At 71.1% G+C, this 23,580-nt stretch carries 14 protein-coding genes; 3 read left to right on the forward strand and 11 right to left on the reverse strand.

What is annotated here, in order from left to right; translation table 11 throughout:
- Positions 1-384 precede the first annotated feature (384 nt).
- Together A6A29_RS25255 and A6A29_RS25260 are read left to right on the forward strand one after the other, a co-directional pair.
- Positions 385-987 (forward strand): acyltransferase, encoded by a 603-nt coding sequence (locus tag A6A29_RS25255; protein WP_073723127.1) that lies wholly within the window; start codon positions 385-387, stop codon positions 985-987.
- Between the two features lie 94 nt (positions 988-1,081).
- Entirely contained in the window at positions 1,082-2,230 is a 1,149-nt protein-coding gene (locus A6A29_RS25260) for an acyltransferase family protein (RefSeq protein WP_241838649.1), read from the forward strand.
- A gap of 83 nt (positions 2,231-2,313) precedes the next feature.
- On the opposite strand, the gene A6A29_RS25265 is transcribed toward A6A29_RS25260, so the two are convergent.
- Entirely contained in the window at positions 2,314-3,921 is a 1,608-nt protein-coding gene (locus A6A29_RS25265; protein WP_073723129.1) for a glycosyltransferase family 4 protein, read from the reverse strand.
- A 175-nt stretch (positions 3,922-4,096) separates the two neighbouring features.
- On the opposite strand from A6A29_RS25265, the gene wecB reads away from it, so the two are divergent.
- Entirely contained in the window at positions 4,097-5,188 is a 1,092-nt protein-coding gene (gene wecB / locus A6A29_RS25270) for a non-hydrolyzing UDP-N-acetylglucosamine 2-epimerase (RefSeq protein WP_073723131.1), read from the forward strand.
- Between the two features lie 95 nt (positions 5,189-5,283).
- On the opposite strand, the gene A6A29_RS25275 is transcribed toward wecB, so the two are convergent.
- The 10 genes from A6A29_RS25275 to A6A29_RS25320 all read right to left on the reverse strand — a co-directional run bounded on the left by A6A29_RS25275 (position 5,284) and on the right by A6A29_RS25320 (position 23,562).
- The gene (locus A6A29_RS25275; protein WP_073723133.1) at positions 5,284-7,896 is read right to left on the reverse strand and encodes a glycosyltransferase; all 2,613 of its coding nucleotides are present in this window, start codon (positions 7,894-7,896) and stop codon (positions 5,284-5,286) included.
- Positions 7,897-7,942: 46 nt separating this feature from the next.
- The gene (locus A6A29_RS25280) at positions 7,943-9,226 is read right to left on the reverse strand and encodes a nucleotide sugar dehydrogenase (protein ID WP_073723135.1); all 1,284 of its coding nucleotides are present in this window, start codon (positions 9,224-9,226) and stop codon (positions 7,943-7,945) included.
- Between the two features lie 5 nt (positions 9,227-9,231).
- The gene (locus A6A29_RS25285) at positions 9,232-10,851 is read right to left on the reverse strand and encodes a glycosyltransferase family 2 protein (protein WP_073723137.1); all 1,620 of its coding nucleotides are present in this window, start codon (positions 10,849-10,851) and stop codon (positions 9,232-9,234) included.
- Complete coding sequence (locus tag A6A29_RS25290; protein WP_073723139.1) at positions 10,848-11,873, reverse strand: Gfo/Idh/MocA family protein; 1,026 nt, start codon at positions 11,871-11,873, stop codon at positions 10,848-10,850. Before A6A29_RS25290 ends, A6A29_RS25285 begins: the two co-directional genes overlap by 4 nt.
- A complete protein-coding gene (locus tag A6A29_RS25295) occupies positions 11,870-12,988 on the reverse strand; it encodes a DegT/DnrJ/EryC1/StrS family aminotransferase (RefSeq protein WP_073723141.1) in 1,119 nt (372 codons plus the stop codon). Before A6A29_RS25295 ends, A6A29_RS25290 begins: the two co-directional genes overlap by 4 nt.
- A 331-nt stretch (positions 12,989-13,319) precedes the next feature.
- Entirely contained in the window at positions 13,320-17,498 is a 4,179-nt protein-coding gene (locus A6A29_RS25300) for an Rne/Rng family ribonuclease (protein WP_073723143.1), read from the reverse strand.
- 228 nt (positions 17,499-17,726) lie between these two features.
- Positions 17,727-18,509: a TIGR03936 family radical SAM-associated protein gene (locus A6A29_RS25305; protein ID WP_073723145.1), complete on the reverse strand. Its 783-nt coding sequence runs from the start codon at positions 18,507-18,509 to the stop codon at positions 17,727-17,729.
- A 123-nt stretch (positions 18,510-18,632) separates the two neighbouring features.
- On the reverse strand, positions 18,633-19,811 hold the full coding sequence (locus A6A29_RS25310; protein WP_073723893.1) for a hypothetical protein: 1,179 nt from the start codon (positions 19,809-19,811) through the stop codon (positions 18,633-18,635).
- 156 nt (positions 19,812-19,967) lie between these two features.
- Positions 19,968-21,893, reverse strand: a complete 1,926-nt coding sequence (locus tag A6A29_RS25315) for a TIGR03960 family B12-binding radical SAM protein (protein ID WP_073723147.1) — start codon at positions 21,891-21,893, stop codon at positions 19,968-19,970.
- A gap of 52 nt (positions 21,894-21,945) precedes the next feature.
- On the reverse strand, positions 21,946-23,562 hold the full coding sequence (locus A6A29_RS25320) for a CYTH and CHAD domain-containing protein (protein WP_073723149.1): 1,617 nt from the start codon (positions 23,560-23,562) through the stop codon (positions 21,946-21,948).
- Positions 23,563-23,580: the final 18 nt, after the last annotated feature.

Below are 23,580 nucleotides of genomic sequence, written 5' to 3' on the forward strand. Positions count from 1 at the left end.
CCTGATGCCAGCCGCTCGCACGGGCCGGGGCCCGGGACGATCCGGAAGGATGAGCGGCCTCTCCCGTGACGGACGGCGCGAACGCCGACCGGGTCCGGAAGGGATGTGCTCAGGGGTAGGTGCGTACAGAAACACACCGAGGGTCAAGGTTACGGGGCGGGGTTCGGGGGGTCAAACCGGGTCGCGGCCGGGACGCGGCCGACACGACCGCGTCCCGGCCGCCGCGCCCGCCGCCCGCCGGTCCCGGCCTCGCGGGACGGTCACAGGGGACGGCGGCAGGGGATGGCCGCACGGGACGGCCGCACCGGCCGCCCTCGCCCTCGGCCGCCGGGACCGGGGATCGTAAGCTCTCCAGCACACCAGCTCTCCGGAAGGCACACACGCGTGAACTACAGGGTCCAGCCCACCGCCCAGGTCGACGAGACCGCCGAGATCGGCGACGGCAGCAGCGTCTGGGAGCTCGCCCAGATTCGCGAGGGCGCCAAGCTCGGTGAAGGCTGCGTGGTCGGCCGCGGCGCCTACGTGGGTACGGGCGTTCAGATCGGCGACAACGTCAAGATCCAGAACTACGCCCTGGTGTACGAGCCCGCCGAGCTCGGCGACGGTGTGTTCGTCGGGCCCGCCGTCGTCCTCACCAATGACCACAACCCGCGCTCCGTCGACCCCGAGGGCAAGCAGAAGCGCGGGGGTGACTGGGAGGCCGTCGGCGTGAAGGTGGCCGAGGGCGCGTCGCTCGGTGCGCGTTCCGTCTGTGTCGCACCGGTGCGGATCGGGCGCTGGGCGATGGTGGCCGCAGGTGCGGTCGTCACCAAGGACGTGGCGGACTTCGCCCTGGTGGTGGGCGTACCGGCCCGGCAGATCGGCTGGGTGGGCCGCAGCGGTGTGCGTCTCGTGGAGCGCGTGGGCGAGCCGGGCGTGTGGGAGTGCCCGCAGAGCGGAGCGGCGTACGAGGAGAAGGACGGGGTCCTCGGCGAACGGGCCGCGTAAGGAGACCCCGTAACTCGGGCAAAGTCGATCGCCATTTGATCTCGATCCGACGCGTTCTCCCCAAAAAGGGGCTTGTACAGCCGACGATGAGGCAGTGAACTTTCCTTCCCTGCCAGCCAAGACCGATCCGCACCCGTCGGGCGAAGCGCGATCGGAGATTCCGGCCCCGGCCGTCTCCGACGGCGGGGGCGGCCAGGCCAAGAGCCCGGCTCCACGGCTCTACGCACTCGATGCCCTGCGGGTCGTGGCGGCGCTGGCAGTCCTCGCGTTCCACTTCGCGGGGATCGACAAGGCGACAGCGGTCAACTGGGGTGTCAGTCCGCGCGAGCTGTTCCCCTGGCTCTTCCCCTTCGCGAAGTACGGCTCCTACGGGGTCCAGCTCTTCTTCCTCATCAGTGGCTTCGTCATCTGTCTGTCGGCCTGGGGCCGCACCCCGGGGCAGTTCGTCCGCGCCCGGTTCCTGCGGCTCTTCCCCGCCTACTGGTTCTCGGTGATCGTCGCGCTCGTGCTGTACCGGCTGCTGCCGGACGGAATCCGCAAGTCCCCGAGTTTCAGCGACGCTCTGACGAACCTGACGATGTTCCAGGTGCCGCTGAAGGCACAGCACATGATCGGCGCCTACTGGACTCTCTGGCTGGAGCTCTGCTTCTACCTGGTCTTCCTCGTCGTGCTGGTGAAGCCGATCAGCTTCCAGCGCGTCTACATCTTCTGCTGGTCCTGGCTGATCCTCTCCGTGCTGATCCAGCAGTACGACGGGGTACCGCTGCTTCCCACGCTCGCCCCGGCGCTGAACACCTCGCTGTTCGTCGCCGGCATCACCATGTACCTGATGTACCGCTTCGGGCCCGACCTGAAGCTGTGGCTGCTCCTCGGCATGAGCTGGCTCACCATGCAGAGCGACCTCGTGGAACACGGGGACCGGCTGCGGGACGATCTGGGCTTCGACCGCTCCCCGTACGTGGCCCTGGCCGTGGTGACGGTCTCCTATCTCCTCGTGCTCGCGGTGGCGCTGCACTGGCTCGACCGGGTCCAGTGGCGCTGGCTCGCCACCGCCGGAGCGCTGGTGTACCCGCTGTACCTGCTCCACGAGGAACTGGGCTGGGCCATGATCCGCACCCTGTACGGACACCTGGGAGCGTGGCCCACGCTGGCCGTCACCGTGGCGGTGCTGCTGGTGCTGTCCTGGCTGGTGCACCGCTATCTGGAACGGCCCGCGGTCCGCTGGCTGCGCACGAAGCTCTGAACAACCCGGCCCCTGATCGACGTGAAGAGGCCCCGTACCGGAATTCCGGTACGGGGCCTCTTCACGTCGAGCGGACCGTGGGGTCAGGCGTGGGCGTCCGTCCTGGCCTCCGAGGCCGCCGCGGGGACCCTGGGGCGGTCCGGCAGCAGACGGCTGTAGATCCCGTCGAGGACCTCGGCCTGTGTCTCCCAGGTCCACTTCTCCAGCAGGCCCGGCTTCTCGTACGCGGCCCGGTAGCGGCCGGGGTCGGCCAGCACGGCCTTCACCGCACGGACGTAGTCCTCGGTGTCCTGGGCGCGGAAGACCTCGCCCTGGCCGGTCGACTCGACCATCTCGGACATCGTGCGGATGTCGCTGACGATCTGCGGGAGCCTGGCCTGCGAGTACTCGAAGAACTTGTTGCTCAGCGCCAGCTCGTGGTTGGCCAGGTGGTGCAGCGGGCTGACTGCGGCGTCGGCCGGCGAGACGAACTCGGCAACCTGCCAGTGCGGGACGAACGGCAGGAAGTGCACCCGGTCGCCGACCCCGAGCTCGTCGACGAGCTTGCGGATCGTGGCCGTCGCCGCGTACGGCTTGCCCGGCGGTACGGAGACCATCGCGACGTGCACGTCCGGCATCCGCGTGAGGCCCTCGATGATCGTCTCCACCCCGCGGACCGGGTTGATGCCACCGACGTACGCGAGCAGCGGGGTGTCCGCGCCGACGCCGCACAGCTCACGCAGGTCCGGTATGGGGTCCGCCCCCGCCACCTCGTCCGCGCCCGGGGAGAGCACCGGGGCGTTCAGCACGACGGTCGGCAGCTCGGACAGCCCGTGGCCCTCCTTGAGCAGCTCCGCGAGGGCCGGCGAGACCGTGATCACCGCGTCGGCGAACACGGCGTGCTCCTTCTCCCACGCCACGTGGGCGGGCAGCCAGCGGCCGTGGCGCGGGGGCAGGCCCGGGACGTACTCGTGGGCGTCCCAGACGAGCTTCACGGGGCGTCCGGCCGCCCTGGCGCGTACGGCGGCGCGGGCGCCGACTCCGAGCATCTTGAAGTCGTGGGCGTGGATGAGATCGGGCTTCAGCGCGTCGATGTGCTTGGCGAAGGCCAGCTCGAAGTCCCACAGGTTGGGCATGAGACGGCGCCAGGAGCGCTGCTTCATCAGCGTCTGCCACATGGCGGTCGTCGTCCGGTCCACGGAGGCGTCCAGCATGGACCGGCGCTTCTGCAGATCGGTCGTCTCACGGGCGCGCAGCGCGACCCACTTGCTGTAGATCTTGGCGCTCACGCGCGGCACCAGCAGACGGACCTTGGAGCCGCTCGCGCTGCGTCCCGGGTGCCCGGCCCTGGCCGCCTTCTCGGCAGCCTGCCGGAAGCTCAGGTCCGAGCGCCACGCCTTGGCGGCCTGCACGCGGTAGCGCGCCACCTGGGGGGAACGGTAGGCCAGCGGCCGGCGCGGGAACGGACGGCGCATGTCGTGCCGGCGCGGGTTGAGCGGGGTGGGCTTGGGGATCAGGCGCACCTCGGCGCGGCCGACCTTCCAGGAGTGCTTCTCGCTGTCCGGCGAGACTCCGAAGAGCACGACGTCCCAGCCGGCGTCCGCCGCGGACCGGGCCGCCTTCTGTACCCGGGAGTCACCCTTGACCCCGTTGTCGACGAGCATGACCACTCGACCCCGGGACTTGTGCCGCGTGGTGCTTTCGGGCTCCATGTACGCGCCTTTCCTGATAGTCGCCGTCACGGCCTTCTCCCCGCCGCAGACATACCGCAACCAGCGAGCATACCGGCCCCCCGGGACCCTGCGGTGACCGTGCCCCGCAGGGCTCCACGTACCATCGGACGCGGCCCGCAACGGGCTCGGCAGCCTCCAAGGAGAAGAACAGAACGTGAAGGTTCTCAGCGTCGTCGGGGCCCGGCCCCAGCTCGTCAAACTCGCGCCCATCGCCGCGGCCTTCGCGGGCACCTCCCATCAGCATGTCATCGTGCACACCGGCCAGCACTACGACGCCGATCTGTCCGATGTGTTCTTCGACGGGCTCGGCATCCCCGCCCCCGACGTCCACCTGGGCGTGGGCTCCGGAAGCCACGGAGTGCAGACCGGAGCGGTGCTCGCCGCCATGGACAAGGTTCTTCAGGACGAGCGCCCGGACTGGGTCCTTGTCTACGGGGACACCAACTCCACGGTCGCCGGTGCGCTGTCCGCGGTGAAGATGCATCTGCCGGTGGCCCACCTCGAAGCGGGCCTGCGCTCGTTCAACCGCCGTATGCCGGAGGAGCACAACCGGGTCCTCACCGACCACTGCGCCGACCTGCTGCTCGCCCCCACCGAGGAGGCCATGCGCCACCTCGCCAACGAGGGCCTGGCGGAGCGGTCCCGGCTCGCGGGCGACGTGATGGTGGACATCTGCCTGCGCATCCGGGACGCGGTGGCCGCCGGGCAGCACTCCGCGCCGGCCCTGCCCGAGGGCATCGACCCGGCCGCGCCGTTCCTGCTCGCCACGCTCCACCGTCCGGACAACACCGACGACCCGGAGCGGCTGTCGGCCATCCTGGCCTCGCTCGCCGCCCTTCCGGTGCCGGTCGCGCTGCTCGCCCACCCGCGTCTGGTGGCGCGCGCCGAGGAGCACGGCATCAAGCTGGAGCAGGGCAACCTGCACGTCGGCCGTCCGCTGCCGTACGCCGGGCTGGTCGCCGCGGTGATGGCCTCGGCCGGTGTGGTCACCGACTCGGGCGGCCTGCAGAAGGAAGCGTTCCTGCTCGGCCGGGCGTGCACCACGGTCCGTCCGGAGACGGAGTGGGTGGAGACCCTTGAGGGCGGCTGGAACGTCCTCGTACCCGACCCGCACGAGCTCCCGTCGGACGAGTTCGCGGCGCTGGCCACCCGCCCGGCCCCGGAGACCGAGCGCGGCACCCCGTACGGCGAGGGCACGGCGGCCGTACGGGTCGTGGAGCTGATGGAAGAGGCGCTGCGCGGCTGACCCCGGCCGACCGGCAGACCGGCCACCGGAATGTGAAGAGGCTCCCCCCGACCGCAGCCGGTCGGGGGGAGCCTCTTCGTGTACGCCGGTACCGGCTAGCGCGCCAGGAAGCCGTCCAGGGCGCGGGCCGTGGCGGTGCCGTCGTGGTACTCCCGCGCGAACGCGGCAGACTCGGCGCCGAGCCGCGCCGTGCCCTCACGGTCCGCGAGCAGGGCCTCCATGACCGAATCCAGCGTCTCCGGTGTGGCATTGACGATCGGCGGGGTCACTCCGCACGCCGCGATCGACTCCTTGTCGAGGTACGCCACCACCGGCTTGCCGGCGGCCATGCCCTCGCAGGCGAACGTCCCGTACGTACCGATGGCGAACTGGTCGATGATGATGTCCGCCTCCATCACCATCTCCCGGACCGTGGACCAGGAGACCTTCTCGGCCAGCTGGAACTCGATCAGGCCTCGGTCGTGCAGGTCCTGGAGCACCGGCAGTACCCGGTCGGTTCCCTTGGTCCAGCGTGCCGAGGGGGCGTGCAGGACCACCGGGCGTTCGCGCTTCATCACCGGCCGGTCGCAGGCCCACGCGTCGACGTCCACGACGAGCGGCGCCCAGGTCGCCATCGGCAGGTCGAGCAGCAGGTCGGGGGTGGTGACGAAGACCGGGAGGCCGCTCTCCTCCGCGATGCGCCGGTTCCGCTCGGCTATGGCGCCCAGCTTCTCCTCGTAGCCCTCGGGGGCGTCGAGGAAGAGCGAGTACGGGTTGCGCTTCCTGTGGAGCACGGGATTGCGGACCTCGCTGCCGTGGGCGAGGAGCGCGACCTTCAGCCCGCCGTTGAGGAGCGCGGGCAGGTCGCCCTCGATGCTGTCGCCGTTCAGCCCGCCGAAGACGGGACGGAAGGCGTCGGCGATGAGGTGCGTGTAGCGCGGCACGATCCGCTGCACCTGTTCGAGCTGTACGTCGAGGTTCTTGAGGCCCTTGCCGTCGACGTAGACGTCGGCCGGGTACTCGTGCGTCTGCGCGGTGCGGTGCTTGACCACCTCCGCCGAGACGTCGGAGCGCTCGCGGGTGACCGCCTGCGCGAAGGCGGCAAGCTGCCCCGCGTAGTTGGCCGGACCCAGACCGAGCTTGACCGGGGTCTTGCCGAGGGGCCTCCAGCCCCGCTCCAGCTCCTCGGCCGGCTCGTCCTCCTCCTCGTCGTTGGCGACCGCGCGCTCGACGGCACCCCAGGAGAAACCCGCCGGGGCCGGCGGCGGAGTGAGACCCGAGATCTCGCTGTAGAGCTCCATCAGCCCCTCGCACTGGTGCTCCCAGGAGAGCTCGTCGAGGATCGGCTCGGTGATGTGGTCCTTCATCGTCCCGACGTTGGCGATGCCGCGGGTGACCGCCTCGACGAACGAGTCGGCGTCGCCCGAGACGAACACCTCGCCGACGCCGTGCTCCCGTACGAACGCGCTGAGGGTCTTCACATCACTGGCGATGATCGGCAGCCCCGCGTGCAGGTACTCGGCCGTCTTGGTCGGCAGCGACAGCTCGTAGTTGATCGTCCGCTGGGAGCAGATCAGACCGAGGTCGGCGGTGGAGAGATAGTCCGCCACCTCGTGCTGGGGCACGTAGGGCACCACATGGATGCGGTCCCGTACGCCGGTCTCCTCGGCCAGCGCGAGCAGCCTGACCAGCTCCGGGCTGCGCTTGCCCGCGACGACCGCCAGGTGGTACCCGGGCAGCTGGGCCAAGCCCTCCACGGCGGTGCCGAGGCCCCGCTCGGAGGAGATCCAGCCGGAGTACACGAGCAACGGGACGTTGTCGTCCAGGCCGCACGCCTGCCGGACCGACACCCGGCCGGCGGCCCCGCCGATCGTCTCGCGGATCGGCGTGTTGCGGACCACGAGGGGCGTCTTCGCCAGGCCGTAGTCGTCGCGGATGACCTCGGCGATCTCCGGGGAGACCGTCACCACCGCGTCGGCCTTGCCGATGAACTCCTTCTCCACCGCGGGGAAGGCGGTGGTCATCAGCGGCTGGGGCCATTCGACTCCGGCGACGTACTCGTGCGCGTCGTACAGCCATACGCATGTGCGGCCGCTCGCCCGCAGCCGGGCTGCCGCCATGGCCCCCAGGTTGATCGCGGTGATGTCGTTGGCGTGGATGACATCCGGCGCGAGCTTCTCGATGACGGGGCCGAAGGCCAGGTCGAGGTCGAGCAGGCTCGGCCAGTCCTTGCGCCAGTCCCCGGTGGGGGTCTGCTCGGGCTTGCGCCGCTGCTCCCACTTGTACGCCTTCAGCCGGAGCTTGTGTGCGCTGCGGCGGGCCCGCACCACGGCCTTGAGCCCTGCGGCAGCAGGCGTGCCCATGGCCGAGGACTGGCTCAACCACCCGATCCTGGCGGTCTGTTCACGCACCCAGGCGCCGTGCGCGGCACGCAACTGCTCCAGCGCGGCACGGTCCCTGATGCCGAACTGGGTCAGATGCGAGCGGGCACCGCCCTGAACGGCCTGGGCGGCCACCCGTCGCTTCATATGGGCGGCGACCGGTACCCGTACGACCTTGACCGGTCCGAACCAGGAGCGTTCGGTGTGCTTGGAAGTGCTGCGGCCGATGAGAGTGACGTCCCAGCCGGCGCGTGCTGCGGCGAGCGCCGTCTTCTGCACCCGGGAGTCCCCGCTGATGCCGTTGGCGACGATGACGGCAAGTTTGGGGCGGGCGACAGATGTTGACATGCTTCAATCCTTACACAACAAACCGATCAAACCTGGACATATTAAGTCAGCCACCGATAACGACGCGTCGAACGCCTTCCCAATTCGCCGGGTCCGTCGTCCGGCGCCCGTCGACCAGGACGCGGACGTCCGGCAGATCGGCGGCGGCCAGCTCGCGGTACTCGGCGTGGTCGGCCTGGAGGACGGCCGCGGTGACGGTCTGTCCCTGGTGCGGCACGAGGCCGTGCGCGGTCAGCTCCTCGGGCGTGTACATCGGGTCCGAGACGAACGGCATCGCGCCGCGTGCCTTCAGCGCCTCGACGACTCCGAAGACGCCGGAGAACGCGGTCTCCTTGACCCCGCCGCGGTAGGCGGCGCCCAGCACCAGCACGCCGACACCGTCCAGATCGCCGTAGGCGGCGGCCAGCAGGTCCACGGCGTACTCGGGCATCGCGGCGTTGGCCTCGCGGGCCGAGCGCACGACGGTCGCCTCCGGGTCGTTCCACAGGTACATCCGCGGGTAGATCGGGATGCAGTGGCCGCCGACGGCGATGCCGGGCTGGTGGATGTGGCTGTAGGGCTGGCTGTTGCAGGCCTCGATGACCTTCTTGACGTCGATGCCGGTCCGGTCGGCGAACCGGGCGAACTGGTTGGCCAGGCCGATGTTGACGTCGCGGTAGGTGGTCTCGGCGAGCTTGGCGAGCTCGGACGCCTCCGCCGTACCGAGGTCCCAGACGCCGTTGGGGCGCGGCAGGTCCTCGCGGTCGTCGAAGTCGAGCACGGCCTCGTAGAACTCGACGCCGCGCCGGGCGGACGCCTCGTCGATGCCTCCGACGAGCTTGGGGTAACGGCGCAGGTCGGAGAAGACCCGGCCGGTCAGCACGCGCTCCGGGGAGAAGACCAGGTGGAAGTCCTCGCCCGGGGTGAGACCGGAGCCCTCGGCGAGCATCGGCGCCCAGCGGGTGCGGGTGGTGCCGACGGGCAGCGTGGTCTCGTAGCTGACCAGGGTGCCCGGCTTCAGCCCCGCGGCGATCGCCTTGGTGGCATTGTCCATCCAGCCGAAGTCCGGGGTGCCCTCGGCGTCCACGAAGAGCGGGACGACGACCACGACGGCGTCGGACGCGGCGACCGCGGCCGTGGTGTCCGTCGTCGCGGAGAGCAGCCCGGCGCCCACCGTCTCCTTGAGCTTGACGTCCAGGTCGTGCTCGCCGGGGAACGGCTCGGTGGCCGCGTTGACCAGCTCGACGACCTTCTCGTTGACGTCCGCGCCGATGACCGTGTGGCCCTTGGCGGCGAACTGCACGGCGAGCGGAAGCCCGATCTTGCCGAGCGCGACTACACAGATGTTCATCGGTGTTACTTCCTCTTCCGACCGGACAGCTTGCGGCGCAGCCGCGCCAGCGTCCCGGACTTGGTCTCCCACAGCGGGGCCGTCGTGATCACGAGCCGGCCCTTGGTGTTCGGATTCGCGGCGACGCGATACGGGACGACTCGCCCCCATCGGCGTGCCAGCGGCATCGGCAGCCCGTCGGTGCGTACGGGGATCTCGTACGTCGAGCCCGCCACGTCGGCGTAGACCCGGACTCCCCGCTTGGCCTTGACGGGCTGGATCGGGATGCGGGCGCTCAGCAGGGTCCCGCGGTCGTCGCCCACGGTCTCCCTGACGAACTCGCCGACCGCCTCGGGGCGTCGGGCGTCCTTGGACATCCGCAGCGCTCCCGGCTTGTCCGCGCTCTTGGGCATCGCACCCTGGACCAGCGCGACCACGGCCGAGGACGTGTCGCCGATGATGCCGAGCCGCACCTTCAGGGCGAGCGACAGCTCCGCCCCGTCCTGCTCCCACGCGGCCGACTCCAGCTCGGTCCCCTTGGAGAGCCTGCCCGGCACCGCCTCGCCGAGCACCTCGTAGAAGCGGTCGGCCAGGCCGACGGCGTCGTCCCGGAAGCCGGGGTAGGAGGCGAAGGCCCGGTCGTCCTCCAGGAAGAAGGGCGGTGCGCCGTGCTCGGTCTCCTCCGCGATGGCGCGGCTGAGCTCGTCGACGGCGCCGCGCTGGGCGAGACCGAAGCGCACCCGTCGCGTCACTCCCGTACCGTCGCGCAGACCGTCGGTGTAGTACGCGTCGATCAGGACGGCCAGACCCTCGCACACCAGGCGCTTGGTGCCGGTGTCGAGGGCGGGGAAGTCCTTCTGCAGAAGCTTGGACAGCTCCCAGTCGAAGTGCCGCTTGAAGACGGCGTCGCGCTGCGGTCCGGGCTCGATGAGACCGGCCGTGTGCTTCATGATCTTCGCGGTGCACCGGAGCCGGGCCAGATGATCGGCCCGGTAGGTGATGTTGCTCGCGTCGCCGCGCTTGACCGCGTAGTAGTACGTGTAGTCGGAGAGCACGGAGATCTTGCGGGCCCGGACGCACGCCTCGATCGTGAACGGCTGGTCGCTGCCGACCGGCAGGTCCTCCGGGAAACGGAGCCTGTGTTTCTCCACCAGTTCGCGGCGGAAGAGCTTGGTGTTGGCCAGCGTGTACGGAAGAGCCGACGCGTAGAGGCTGATATCCGGATTGTTCCCGGAATACAGCTTCTGGTGGACATAGCGGCCGTTCGTTCCGACCATCTTGCCGATGACCACATCGGATTCGTGCTCGTCGGCGCAGGCCACCATCCGCTCCAACGCCTCTTCACCGAGATAGTCGTCGGAACCGATGAAGTAGACATAACGTCCGGTGGCGATCTCCAGAGCCCGATTGCTGGGAGCGGCCGGCCCGCCGGAATTCTCCTGGTGAATGACCTTGACCGTGTCCGGGTAAAGCGCCGCGAAACGGTCCAGTTCCTGCCCGCTGTCGTCGGTGGACCCGTCGTCCACCGCGATCACTTCGAGCCGTTCCCGTCCGATGCTCTGCCCCACGAGCGAATTCAGGCACTCGGTGAGATACGGCATGGTGTTGTAGACGGCTACGACGACGGTGACAGCCGGTTCGGTCAACTGGCCACACCCTCAAGCGGTACGTCCAGGGCCTTCAGCGATACCGCGAGTCCGGTCGACGCCGATTCGAGCACGGCGGCGGCCACCTCGACGGTACGCAGGCCCTGACGCAAGGTGCAGATGTCGGACGACTTGCCCTGAACGGCGTCCCGGAAGAGCTCGTGCTCGACAAGCAGCGGCTCGCGCTTCGGGATGGCGTAGCGGATCATGTCGCCCTCGGAGACCCCGCGGAACGCGCGCAGCGCCTCCCACTCGGTGGTCACCGACGCGTTCGAGTGGAACGTGAGGTCGGCGGTGAGGGTGTCGGCGATGAAGCAGCCGCGCTCACCGGTGACCGAGGTGAACCGCTCCTTGAGCGGGCTCAGCCAGTTGACCAGGTGGTTGACCATCGTGCCGTCGGAGAGCTGGCCCACGGCGGAGACCATGTCCTCGTGCGGGCGGCCGGACTTCGACACGGTGTGGGCCGCGATCGAGTTGTACGTCTGACCGGTCACCCACCCCGTCAGGTCGATGTCGTGGGTGGCGAGGTCCTTGACCACACCGACGTCGGCAATCCGGTGCGGGAAGGGGCCCTGGCGCCGGGTCACGACCTGGTACACATCGCCGAGCTCGCCGGCCTCCAGCCGGGTGCGCAGCGAGCGCAGGGCCGGGTTGCAGCGCTCGATGTGGCCGACACCGGCCACCAGGTCACGCGACTCGAAGGCGTCGACGAGGCGGCGGGCGCCCTCGACGGTGTCCGCCAGCGGCTTCTCGATCAGCGCGCAGACACCGGCGTCGGCCAGTTGCAGGCCGACTTCCTCGTGCAGTCCGGTGGGGCAGGCCACGACCGCGTAGTCGATGCCGAGGCCGATGAGTTCCTCGACGGTCGACAGGACGGGGGCGCCCTGCGCCCAGCCGTTCTTGTCCCCCATCGGGTCGACGACGCCGACCAGGTCCACGCCCTCCAGGCCGGCGAGCACCCGGGCGTGGTGGCGGCCCATGGAACCGAGGCCGATGAGTCCGGCCTTCAGTACGGCGGTCACAGGTTCTCCCCCAGTGCGTTCACGGCGGCGGCGATGCGCTCCAGGTCGCTCTCGCCGAGCGACGGGTGGACGGGCAGCGAGACGACCTCGGCGGCGGCGCGCTCGGTCTCCGGCAGGTCCCAGGTGCGGCCGGCCTTCTGGTCCGGCTCCCAGTAGGGCTTCAGCCGGTGGATCGGCGTCGGGTAGTAGACCGCGTTGCCGATGCCCGCCTCGGTGAGCTTCGCCATCGCGGCGTCCCGGTCGCCCAGCACCCGGATCGTGTACTGGTGGTAGACGTGCCGGGCGCCCTCGGCCACCGGCGGGGTCACCACGTTCGGGGCGGTGATGTGCGCGTCGAGGTACGCCGCGTTGGCCCGGCGCCGCTCGGTCCAGCCGTCGAGCTTGGTCAGCTGTACGCGGCCGACGGCGGCGGCCACGTCCGTCATACGCATGTTGGCGCCGACGATCTCGTTGGCATACCGCTGCTCCATGCCCTGGTTGCGCAGGAGGCGCAGGGTGCGGGCGGTCTCGGCGTCGGCCGTGGTGACCATGCCGCCTTCGAGCGAGTGCATGTTCTTGGTCGGGTAGAAGCTGAAGGTGCCGCCCGCGCCGAACGCGCCGACCGGGGTTCCGTTCAGCGCCGCGGCGTGCGCCTGGCAGGCGTCCTCGACGACGGCGAGATTGTGCTTGTCCGCGATGGGCATGAGCTTGTCCATCGCCGCCGGGTGACCGTAGAGGTGCACCGGCATGATCGCGGCGGTGCGCGGCGTGATCGCGGCCTCGACCGCGGCCGGGTCGAGGCCGAAGCTGCCCGGCTCGATGTCGGCGAACACGACATCGGCGCCGACCAGACGGACCGCGTTCGCGGATGCCGCGAAGGAGAAGGAGGGGACGATCACCTCGTCGCCCGGACCGATGCCCAGGGCGAGCAGCAGCAGGTGAAGCGCCGATGTGCCGGAGTTCACGGCGACACAGTGCCGGCCGTCGACCAGGTCCGAGAAGCCTTCTTCGAAGGCCGCGACCTCGGGTCCCTGGACGACGCGGCCGCTGCGCAGCACGCGCACCGCGGCCTCGATCTCGTCTTCCCCGATGACCGGGCGGGCAGCAGGAATCGGCTGCTCGTTGATGCTCGTCATGGACGTCCTCCTTGAACACCGCAAGAGCTCTTGACAGGCAGAGGTCTGGGGTGCGGGGACGTCTCACGAGGCCGCGCCCAACCCCACCGGCGCAATGCCGACGCCCTGCCGAGGATTCTGGGTCCGGTCTGTCCATCACCGGGCCGGTCACCGATTGTAGTTTCTGTTAAGAACAGCTACAGGACAGCGACCGCCGTCACATTATCAGGGATTTCTCGGCCGATTTCGGGCCCGTTAACCCGTGCTTGCATCAGTTCTGAAACAAAACCTGTGTCCCGCCCCAAAGTGATCGGGACGGGACACAGGAGATGAACTAACGGTTACGGATTCGTCAGCTGTCGGACGGCACACCCTCCGCGGACGGCGCCGAAGCGGTCACGGAAGGCGACGACTGCTCTGCGGCAACCGTCTTCTTCGTGGCCTTCTTCGCGGTCGTCTTCTTCGCGGCGGTCTTCTTGGCGACCGTCTTCTTCGCAGCCGTCTTGGTGGCGGTGGCCTTCTTGGCCGTCGCCTTCTTGGCCGTCTTGCGCGCCGTCTTCTTCGCCGGGGCCTCCGGGGCTTCCGCCTCGGTCTGCGCACCGTCGGCCGGGGCCTCGGGCTCGGGCGTGGTCGTCACGACGACGACCGCCGACTCGTCGGTACCCGCGGGCGAGCCCGCCGGGGCGGTGGCCTTACGGGTCGCCCGGCGCCGGGCACGCGGCGGGGCTGCCGGGGTCTCGGTGACCTCGGCCGCGGGGGCCTCGGCGACCGGGGTCTCGGCGGCCGGCGCCTCGACGACCGGGTCCTCGACGGCGACCGGGTCCGTGGTGGGCTCGGCCGGCCGGACCGGCTCCGCCGCCTCGGCCTGCTTGGGCGAACCCGCCGGGGCGGACGCCTTCCGGGTCGCGCGGCGACGCGTCCGGCCCTGCGGAGCCGCCTCGGCCTCGGGGGCCGGAGCGGCCTCCGGGGTCTCGACGACCGGCTCGGGCTCGGGCCGCTCCTCGGCGACCGGGGCACTCCCGGTCACCGGGGCGGGAGCGGCGGCGGCCTTCGGGGCGCCGGCCGGAGCCGTCGCCTTACGGGTCGCACGCCGACGGCCGCGGCCGCGCGTGGCGGCCGCCTCGGCCTCGGCCGGGCTGCTGTACAGCTCCTCGTCCGGGACGAACTCCGGCTCGGGCAGCGCCACCGGGGCGGCGACCTCGGCAGCCAGCTCGGCCTCGGACTCGGCCGCGTGCTCGTGCTCCGCCTCGTGCTCGGCGTGCTCCGTGTGCTCGGTGAACTGACCGCTCTCGTGGTCGTGCTCCTGGCCCGAGCCGCCGCGGCGCTTCTTGGAACGCTTGCCACCGCCACCGCCACCGCCGACGGACGTCGGCTGCTCCATGTGCACGATCACACCGCGTCCGTTGCAGTGGACACAGGTCTCGGAGAAGGACTCCAGCAGACCCTGGCCCACCCGCTTGCGGGTCATCTGGACCAGGCCCAGCGAGGTGACCTCGGCGACCTGGTGCTTCGTACGGTCCCGGCCCAGGCACTCCAGCAGTCGCCGCAGCACCAGGTCCCGGTTGGACTCCAGCACCATGTCGATGAAGTCGACGACGACGATGCCACCGAGGTCGCGCAGCCGCAGCTGACGCACGATCTCCTCGGCCGCCTCCAGGTTGTTCTTGGTGACGGTCTCTTCCAGGTTGCCGCCCTGGCCGGTGAACTTGCCGGTGTTGACGTCGACGACGACCATCGCCTCGGTCTTGTCGATCACCAGCGAGCCGCCGCTCGGCAGATAGACCTTGCGGTCCAGCGCCTTCATCAGCTGCTCGTCGATCCGGTACGTCGCGAAGACGTCGACCTCGGAGGTCCACCGCGACAGGCGGTCCGTCAGATCCGGGGCCACGTGCGAGACATAGCCGTGGATGGTCTCCCACGCGTCGTCACCGCTGACGATGACCTTCGAGAAGTCCTCGTTGAAGATGTCGCGGACGACCCGGACGGTCATGTCCGGCTCGCCGTAGAGCAGCGTCGGCGCGTTGGAGCTGCCGCTGTTCTTCGACTTCTTCTGGATCTCCTCCCACTGCTCCTGGAGCCGCTCGACATCGCGGCGCAGCTCGTCCTCGCTCGCGCCCTCGGCGGCGGTGCGCACGATGACGCCCGCGTCCTCGGGGACGATCTTCTTGAGGATGGACTTCAGCCGGGACCGCTCGGTGTCGGGCAGCTTGCGGCTGATCCCGGTCATCGAGCCCTCGGGCACGTACACCAGGTAGCGGCCGGGCAGCGAGACCTGGCTGGTCAGGCGGGCGCCCTTGTGACCGATCGGATCCTTCGTCACCTGGACGAGGACCGACTGGCCGGACTTCAGCGCGGTCTCGATACGGCGCGGCCCGTGGGCCATGCCGAGCGCCTCGAAGTTGACCTCACCGGCGTACAGGACGGCGTTGCGGCCCTTGCCGATGTCGACGAAGGCGGCCTCCATGGACGGCAGAACGTTCTGCACCTTGCCCAGGTAGACGTTGCCGACGTAGCTGGTGGCCTGCTCCTTGTTGACGTAGTGCTCGACGAGCACGTTGTCCTCAAGGACGCCGATCTGGGTGCGCTCGCCGCTCTGGCGGACGACCATCACCCGCTCGACGGCCTCGCGGCGGGCCAGGAACTCGGCCTCGGTGATGATCGGGACGCGACGGCGGCCCTGCTCACGGCCTTCGCGGCGGCGCTGCTTCTTCGCCTCCATACGGGTCGAGCCCTTGATGGACTGGACCTCGTCGAAGCCGGTGCCGGGCTCGCGCTCTTCCTTCTTGCGGGGCTCGCGGACCTTGACGACCGTACGCTCCGGGTCGTCCTGGCCGTTCTCGGTCTCGGGGCCGGCGTCACCACTGCGACGGCGGCGACGGCGACGGCGGCGGCTGCTGCTCGAACCGGCGGGCGAGGAGTCGTTGTCCTCCTCGTCCTCCGCCTCGTCGGCGTACTGCCCCTGCTCGTCCTCGGAACGGTCGGAGCGGTCGGCATGCGTCTCGTCGCCGTGCTGCTCGGCGTCGTCCGCGTCGTTGATCTCACCGCGGCGACGACGGCGGCCACCGCGACGGCGACGGCGCGAGGGCCGGTCACCGTACTCGTCGGAGTCCTCGCCCTCGCCCTCGTGCTCGGCGTCGGTCACGGCCTCGGGCTCGTCCTGCTCGTTGCCGGGCTCCTCGACGGGCTCCTCGACCGGGGCGGCGGGCGCGGCGGTCTGCTCGGGCTCGGCGCTCTCACCGCGACGGCGACGACGACGGCGCGAGCCGCCCTGCGACGCGGCCTCGGCGGGCGCGGCCTGCTGGACGGGCTCGGCCTCGGCCGTCACCTGCTCCTCGGCCTCGTCGCTCTCGTCGTACGGCGCGACCGAACCGGCCGCGGCAGCGGCGGCAGCGGCGGTCTCGGGGGTCTGGAACATCGGCTCGGCGAAGACCGGCGCCTGGAAGACGGCCACGGCGGGACGCGCCGCACGGCGGCCCTTGCGGGTGGGCTCCTCGACCTTGCCGGTGAACTCCGGCCTGCCTGCGGCGGCGGTGGCCCGACGGCGCTGACGGCCGCGCGGCGCGGCCTCCTCGACCTCTTCGGTCTCGGCCGCCAGCTCCTCGGCGACCGCCTCGGGAAGGCTCTCGCCGGTCTCGGCCGCCAGGTCCTCGGAGGGCGCTTCGGTGACCTGCGGGGCTCCGGCGGGGGAGGTCGCCTTGCGGGAGGCACGACGACGGCCACGGGGAGCTACCGGCTCCTCGACCGCCTCGACGGGCTCCGCTACGGCCTCGGCCACGGGCTCCACGATCTCGACGGCGGGCTCCGCCGCGGCGGCCTGCGGCGCACCGGCCGGGGCCGACGCACGGCGCCGGGCACGGGCGCGGGGCGCTGCCGGGGCTGCCTGCGGTTCCTCGACGGCTTCGGCGGGCTCCTCGACGGCCTCGGGCTCGGCGGCCACGGCCTCCTCGACCACGACGGCGGCCTCGGCGGTCTGCGGGGCTCCGGCGGGGGAGGTCGCCTTGCGGGAGGCACGACGACGGCCACGGGGGGCCACCGGCTCCTCGACCGCCTCGACGGGCTCCACGACGGCCTCGGCCACGGGCTCCACGATCTCGGCGGCGCTCTCCACGGCCTCGGGGGTCTGCGGGGCACCCGCCGGAGCGGTCGCCTTGCGGACCGCACGGCGGCGGGCACGCGGCGCGGGGGCTTCGGCGGGCTCGGGCTCGGCCGGGGCCGCTGCCTCCACGGGCGCGGGCTCGGCGGCGCTCTCCACGGTCTCGGCGGTCTGCGGGGCACCCGCCGGAGCGGTGGCCTTACGGACCGCGCGGCGGCGTGTGCGCGCCGGGGGCGCGGCCTCGTCCGGCGCGGTGTCCGCGGCTTCGACGGCCGGTATGGCCGGCGTCATGTCTTCGGCGCCCGTGCCCGGTGCGCCCGCCGTGGGCGGGCCTGCGGGGCGGGAAGCCGCGCGGCGCCTGCGGCGCGGCGGCAGCTTGTCGCCGGGGGTGTCGTCTTCGCTGTTTCCGGTCGTACCGGGTTCGTTCGACTCAAGCATGCGGGCGGTTCTCCCGTCACGCTCCCGGGCGCCGCGTCTGATTCCGGTTCGGCACGGTACGCATGTGGTGCGATACCGCCGTCCGGGGCGCGGGCGCCGCACAGGAGCTGATGTCTGGCTCGCCGGTTCCGTACGCGTTGTACGCACGGCCTGGCGAAAGTCTTCTGGTCAGTGCGCGGCCCGACCCAGGTGGCTCCCGAGTCCAAGGGCTGCGCTTCAACGACCGCCTTACGCGGAACCTGTACCTTCCGGCGCTGTCGCGACGGCAGCCTGTGCGACCGCTGGTTGAGCGGTCGGGGCTGCCTCGCGGTCAGGCGCGAGCGGGTCGGTCACCGTGCCGGACTCCTCGTCGAAGAGCCCCTGCGCCAGCCTGGTCACCGCTGCGGGGACCGGCGGCGCGAGGTCGGCCACAGCTCGGAGACCGGACAGGACGTCGTCGGGTCGCACGGCAGGTGTCACGTGCCGAACAACCAGCCGCAGTATCGCACAGGGCTTGTCCCCGGGCCTATCAGGCTGTGGATCAAGAGCCTGCAGGTCGGCGACGGCGGCACGGGCGTCGAAGGTCCGCATCCCGTTCTTCGCACGGCGCTGGACCTCGACGGTCCCGGCGTCGTTGAAGGCGGAAACGGCCCTGCGGGCGTCCTCGGACGTGACTCCGTCGAGACGCATCTCCCAGACGGAGGCGGTCAGCCGGTCGGCGAGACCCGAGGTACGGGCCTCCACCGCGTCGGTGACGTCGAGACCGTCCGGCAGCGACTCGTTGAGCAGGTCGCGCAGTGCGTCGGGATCACGCGCCTCGGTGAGGGCGATCTCCAGGAACTCGGCCTCGCTGCCCGTGCCGGTGGGGGCGGCATTGGCGTACGACACCTTGGGGTGGGGGGTGAAGCCCGCCGAGTACGCCATCGGCACCTCGGAGCGGCGCAGTGCCCGCTCGAAGGCCCGCTGGAAGTCTCGGTGGCTGGTGAACCGGAGGCGGCCGCGCTTGGTGTAGCGCAGGCGGATGCGCTGCACTGCCGGTGCGGGCGGCGGGCCTTCGGGCTGTCGCTTGCCCAGTGGTTCTTCTCCTCGGTGCGGGGCGGGCGCGGTGGCGCGCCGCCCACGAAATACGGGTGGCCCCGGGGTGCCCGTACCGGCTCACCCCCGCTTGGTGAATCCTTCTCCGAGCGGGGAGATCTCTGGTGCCTGCGCCGCGCTGGGGACAGTCGTTGTCTGTTGCGCACCACCCAGCGTACGCGCAGCAACCACGCCCTGTTCCCCGGCCCGGGGGTCCGGCCCTCCCCCGACCAGTGCCCGCCAGGCGTCCCGCCGGGCCTGCCGGACGCTCTCGCGGGCCGCGCGCAGGGCGCCGCGTGCGGCCCGTCCGGCCTCCACGGCGGCCCGCTTGGCGGGGGCCCAGACCGCGTCACGCACGAAATGTCCGACCGGGGTGCACACGGTGCGGTAGACCCAGCTCACCGGCGCGCCGATCAGATGCCGGGCCAGCCAGGCCAGGGCCCGGCCGACGGCCCGGGAGAGGTACCCGGCGACGCGCCAGGCGACCCCGATCGCGGTGCCGATCTCGCGGCAGACCGGAACGAGGACACGCGTGTACAGCCAGGAGACGGGGACGACGAGCAGCGTGCGGATCAGCCATACGCAGGCCATCGCGAGACCGTTCCCGACGGCGGCGAGACCCCGTCCCAGCAGGCCGAGCAGCCAGGAGATGCCGTGTCCGACCGGGGTGAGGACCGCCCCGTACAGCCACACCAGCGGTACGACGAGCCCGTACCGGACCACCGGCACCACCACATACCGCCACAGGCCCGCCACCGGGCGGACGAACAGCGCGGTCAGCAGCCATCCCAGCGCGGTGCCGATGCCGCGTCCGGCCGGGGCCAGCAGCGAGTGGTACAGCCGGCGGAGCCCGTGGCCCAGTGGGGTGAGAACCGCCTCGTAGAGCCACACCAGCGGTACGACGAGCCCGTACCGGACCAGCGGCACCACCAGGTAGCGCCACAGGCCGATCCAGGGCCAGACGAACAGGGCGGTGGCCAGCCACAGCAGGGCGTGGCCGAGCGGAGTGAGGACCGTGCGGTACAGCCAGGCCGACGGGATCACGACGAGTACGTCGAACAGCCACGCCAGGGCCCGGCCGAGGGGGCGCAGCAGTACCCGTTCGGCGGCGTGCCAGGTGGCGGCGAGCGCGTCCCAGACCATGCGTACGGGCAGCACGACCACCAGGACCACGATCCGTACCGGAATCCTGATCAGCGTGGTCAGACAGCCCTCGCCGGACTCGTACCGCGCGGGCGCCTGGTGCTTGCCGTATTCCATGCCGTACATGACGCGACGGCCCGGTCCGGGGTTTCCCGGACCGGGCCATCGTCACCGAGCTGTCACTCGCGCAGCCGCGGGCCGGTACGCGCCGCGCGGCCGCCGCGCTCCGTGGAGTCGGATGAGCGCCGTGGCGTCGGGTGGAGCGCCGTGGAGCTACTTCACGACCGTGAGCGGAAGCAGCTTCTTGCCGGTCGGGCCGATCTGGATGCTGGTGTCCATCTGCGGGCAGACGCCGCAGTCGAAGCACGGGGTCCAGCGGCAGTCCTCGACCTCGGTCTCGTCGAGCGAGTCCTGCCAGTCCTCCCAGAGCCAGTCCTTGTCGAGGCCGGAGTCCAGGTGGTCCCAGGGCAGGACCTCCTCGTACGTCCGCTCCCGGGTGGTGTACCAGTCGACGTCCACGCCGAATTCGGGCAGCGCCTTCTCGGCGCCGGCCATCCAGAGGTCGTAGCTGAAGTGCTCGCGCCAGCCGTCGAAACGGCCGCCGGCCTCGTAGACCGCGCGGATGACGGAGCCCACCCGGCGGTCGCCGCGCGAGAGCAGTCCCTCGACGATGCCGGGCTTGCCGTCGTGGTAGCGGAAGCCGATGGAGCGGCCGTACTTCTTGTCGCCGCGGATCTTGTCGCGGAGCTTCGTCAGCCGGGCGTCGGTCTCCTCGGCGCTGAGCTGCGGGGCCCACTGGAAGGGCGTGTGCGGCTTGGGTACGAAGCCGCCGATGGAGACGGTGCAGCGGATGTCGTTCTGGCCGGAGACCTCGCGGCCCTTGGCGATCACGTTGACCGCCATGTCACCGATCTGGAGGACGTCCTCGTCGGTCTCGGTGGGCAGGCCGCACATGAAGTACAGCTTCACCTGGCGCCAGCCGTTGCCGTACGCGGTGGAGACCGTACGGATCAGGTCCTCCTCCGAGACCATCTTGTTGATGACCTTGCGCAGGCGCTCGGAGCCGCCCTCGGGGGCGAAGGTGAGACCGGAGCGGCGGCCGTTGCGGGTCAGCTCGTTGGCCAGGTCCACGTTGAACGCGTCGACGCGGGTGGAGGGCAGCGAGAGGCCGATCTTGTCCTCGGTGTACCGGTCGGCGAGGCCCTTGGCGATCTCTCCGATCTCGCTGTGGTCGGCGGAGGAGAGGGACAGCAGGCCGACCTCCTCGAAGCCGGTGGCCTTGAGACCCTTCTCGACCATCTCGCCGATGCCGGTGATGCTTCGCTCCCGCACGGGGCGCGTGATCATGCCGGCCTGGCAGAAACGGCAGCCGCGGGTGCAGCCGCGGAAGATCTCGACGGACATCCGCTCGTGGACGGTCTCGGCGAGCGGGACCAGCGGCTGCTTGGGGTAGGGCCATTCGTCGAGGTCCATGACGGTGTGCTTGGACACCCGCCACGGCACGCCGGACCTGTTGGGCACGACCCGGCCGATGCGGCCGTCGGGGAGGTACTCGACGTCGTAGAAGCGCGGGACGTAGACACCGCCCGTCTTCGACAGCCGGAACAGCACCTCGTCACGGCCACCGGGACGGCCTTCGGCCTTCCAGGCCCGGACGATCTCGGTGATCTCCAGGACGGCCTGCTCGCCGTCGCCGATGACCGCGCAGTCGATGAACCGCGCGATCGGCTCGGGGTTGAACGCCGCGTGGCCGCCCGCGAGCACGATCGGGTCGTCGACCGTACGGTCCGCGGCCTCCAGCGGGATGCCCGCGAGGTCGAGGGCGGTGAGCATGTTGGTGTAGCCGAGCTCGGTGGAGAAGCTGAGGCCGAAGACGTCGAAGGCGCCGACGGGCCGGTGGCTGTCCACGGTGAACTGGGGGACCCGGTGCTCACGCATCAGCGCTTCGAGGTCGGGCCAGACGCTGTAGGTGCGTTCGGCGAGGACCCCTTCGCGCTCGTTGAGCACCTCGTAAAGGATCATGACGCCCTGGTTGGGGAGTCCGACCTCGTAGGCGTCGGGGTACATGAGGGCCCAGCGGACGTCGCAGCTGTCCCACTCCTTGACGGTGGAGTTCAGCTCACCGCCGACGTACTGGATGGGCTTCTGCACATGCGGGAGCAGAGCTTCGAGCTGTGGGAAGACCGACTCGGCAGACATCTCGCGAACCTTCGTGAGCTGGCAGGGGTGACCATCCAGCGTACCCCGCTGCTCAGCCCTTCAGATCCGCCCGCAACCCCGCTCCGGACGCCCTCGCCCAGGTCTCCGGCAGCTCGCGTTCGCGGGCCGCCGCCCGCGCCTCCTCCTGCCCGTGCAGCAGCCCCCAGGTGAAGGCGGACTCCCCCGCCGCGTACGCCTGGACCGCGAGGTCACGCAGGGCGTCGCGGGCGACCACGCTGTCCTGGTGGTCGCCGAGGAGCTTCTGTACGTCCTTCATCCGGCGGGCGAACCGCTTGGCGGGCCCGCCGAGCGCGGGCCGGGCCGCCTCGCCCGCGTACCGGGCGCGCTTGGCCGCCTTGCGGGCCTCGTGCAGGGCCAGGTCCCGCTCGTGGCCCGGCGGGTGTGCGAGCGCGTGGTCGATGCGGGCGGCGAGGCGGTCGTGGTCCTTCAGCACCGCGCGGGGCAGGGCCTTGCCGGGTGACCGGGCGGCGTCGGGCAGCAGGGGCGGGTCGGCGAGGAGCGCGTCGAGGGAGTCCAGCAGGGTGAGGTAGCGCTGTCCGTCGAGTACGGCGACGATCCTGCGGCGCGAGCCCGCGCGACGGGCCGTCGACCAGATCCGCAGCCGGCCGCGGACCGGGCCGAGGCGCAGGGTGAGGGGCAGCGCGGCGAGGGCGGCGCTCAGCCGTTCGTCGAGGACTTCCTGGTCGCGGTCGACGCCCAGCTCCGCGGCCAGCCACTTCAGCTCCTCGCCCACCGGGTCGGTGAGCGTGCGGTCCAGAATCCTGCGGTACGTCCTGAAGGCGCTGCGCAGCCGGCGGGTGGCGACGCGCATCCGGTGCACGGAGTCGGGGAGGCCGCGGCGTACGGCGGGGTCGAGGGTGATGATCGCGTCGGTCTGTTCGCGTACGAAGGCCAGGATGTGGTCGCCCGCGGTGGCCTTCGCGAGGCTGCTCGCTGCTTTCCCGGGTGCTTTCCCGGAAGCTTTCCCGGGTGCTTTCCCGCGGTCGTTCTCGTGCTTGCTCTCGTGGCTGCTCTCGTGCTCGCTCTCGCGGTGCCCGGTCCTCGGGGCCGTCTCGTCGAGGGCTCTGGCCAGCTTGGAGGAGGACGCCGAGGGGCGCACCCCGGCCTTGCGCAGCCGCCGCTCGACCACGTCCAGGAAGGCGGGGTCGCCGTCGTCGGCCAGTTCGACCTCGATCTCGGTCCATGCCGCGGTGGCACCGCCGCCGTCCTCGGTGAGCCGTTCGGCCCGGACCTCGTCGATGCTGAGCTCGGCGAGAAGGGCGCCGTCGGCGTCGAGCAGATGGTGGACGTCGCGGGCGGAGCGCAGCCGGACGACGGGGACGAGCGCGGCGTGGCGGACCCGGGAGCGCAGCAGCGCGGCGAGGCCGTCCGGCAGGGTGTCGGCGAGCGGGGCCCCGATCTCGTCCCGGATGCCGGAGGCGACGGGGAACTTCAGGTGCCAGCCCTCGTCGTCGCCGCCGGTCCTGCGTCGCAGGGTGAGGGAGGCGGCGGCGAGGCGGAGGTCGTCGGTGTCGTAGTAGACGGCGTCGAGTTCGCGGACGCCCCGGTGGGCGACCTCGAAGACCCCGGCCGCGCGGGTCAGGTCGGGCAGCCGGGTCTCGGGAGTCGCTTCGTACTTCCGCTCGATCTCACGCTTCGAGTCCGCCATGTACCGAATCTAGACGCG

Origin of the sequence: Streptomyces sp. TSRI0281, from assembly GCF_001905125.1 — a bacterium.
GTDB lineage: Bacteria > Actinomycetota > Actinomycetes > Streptomycetales > Streptomycetaceae > Streptomyces.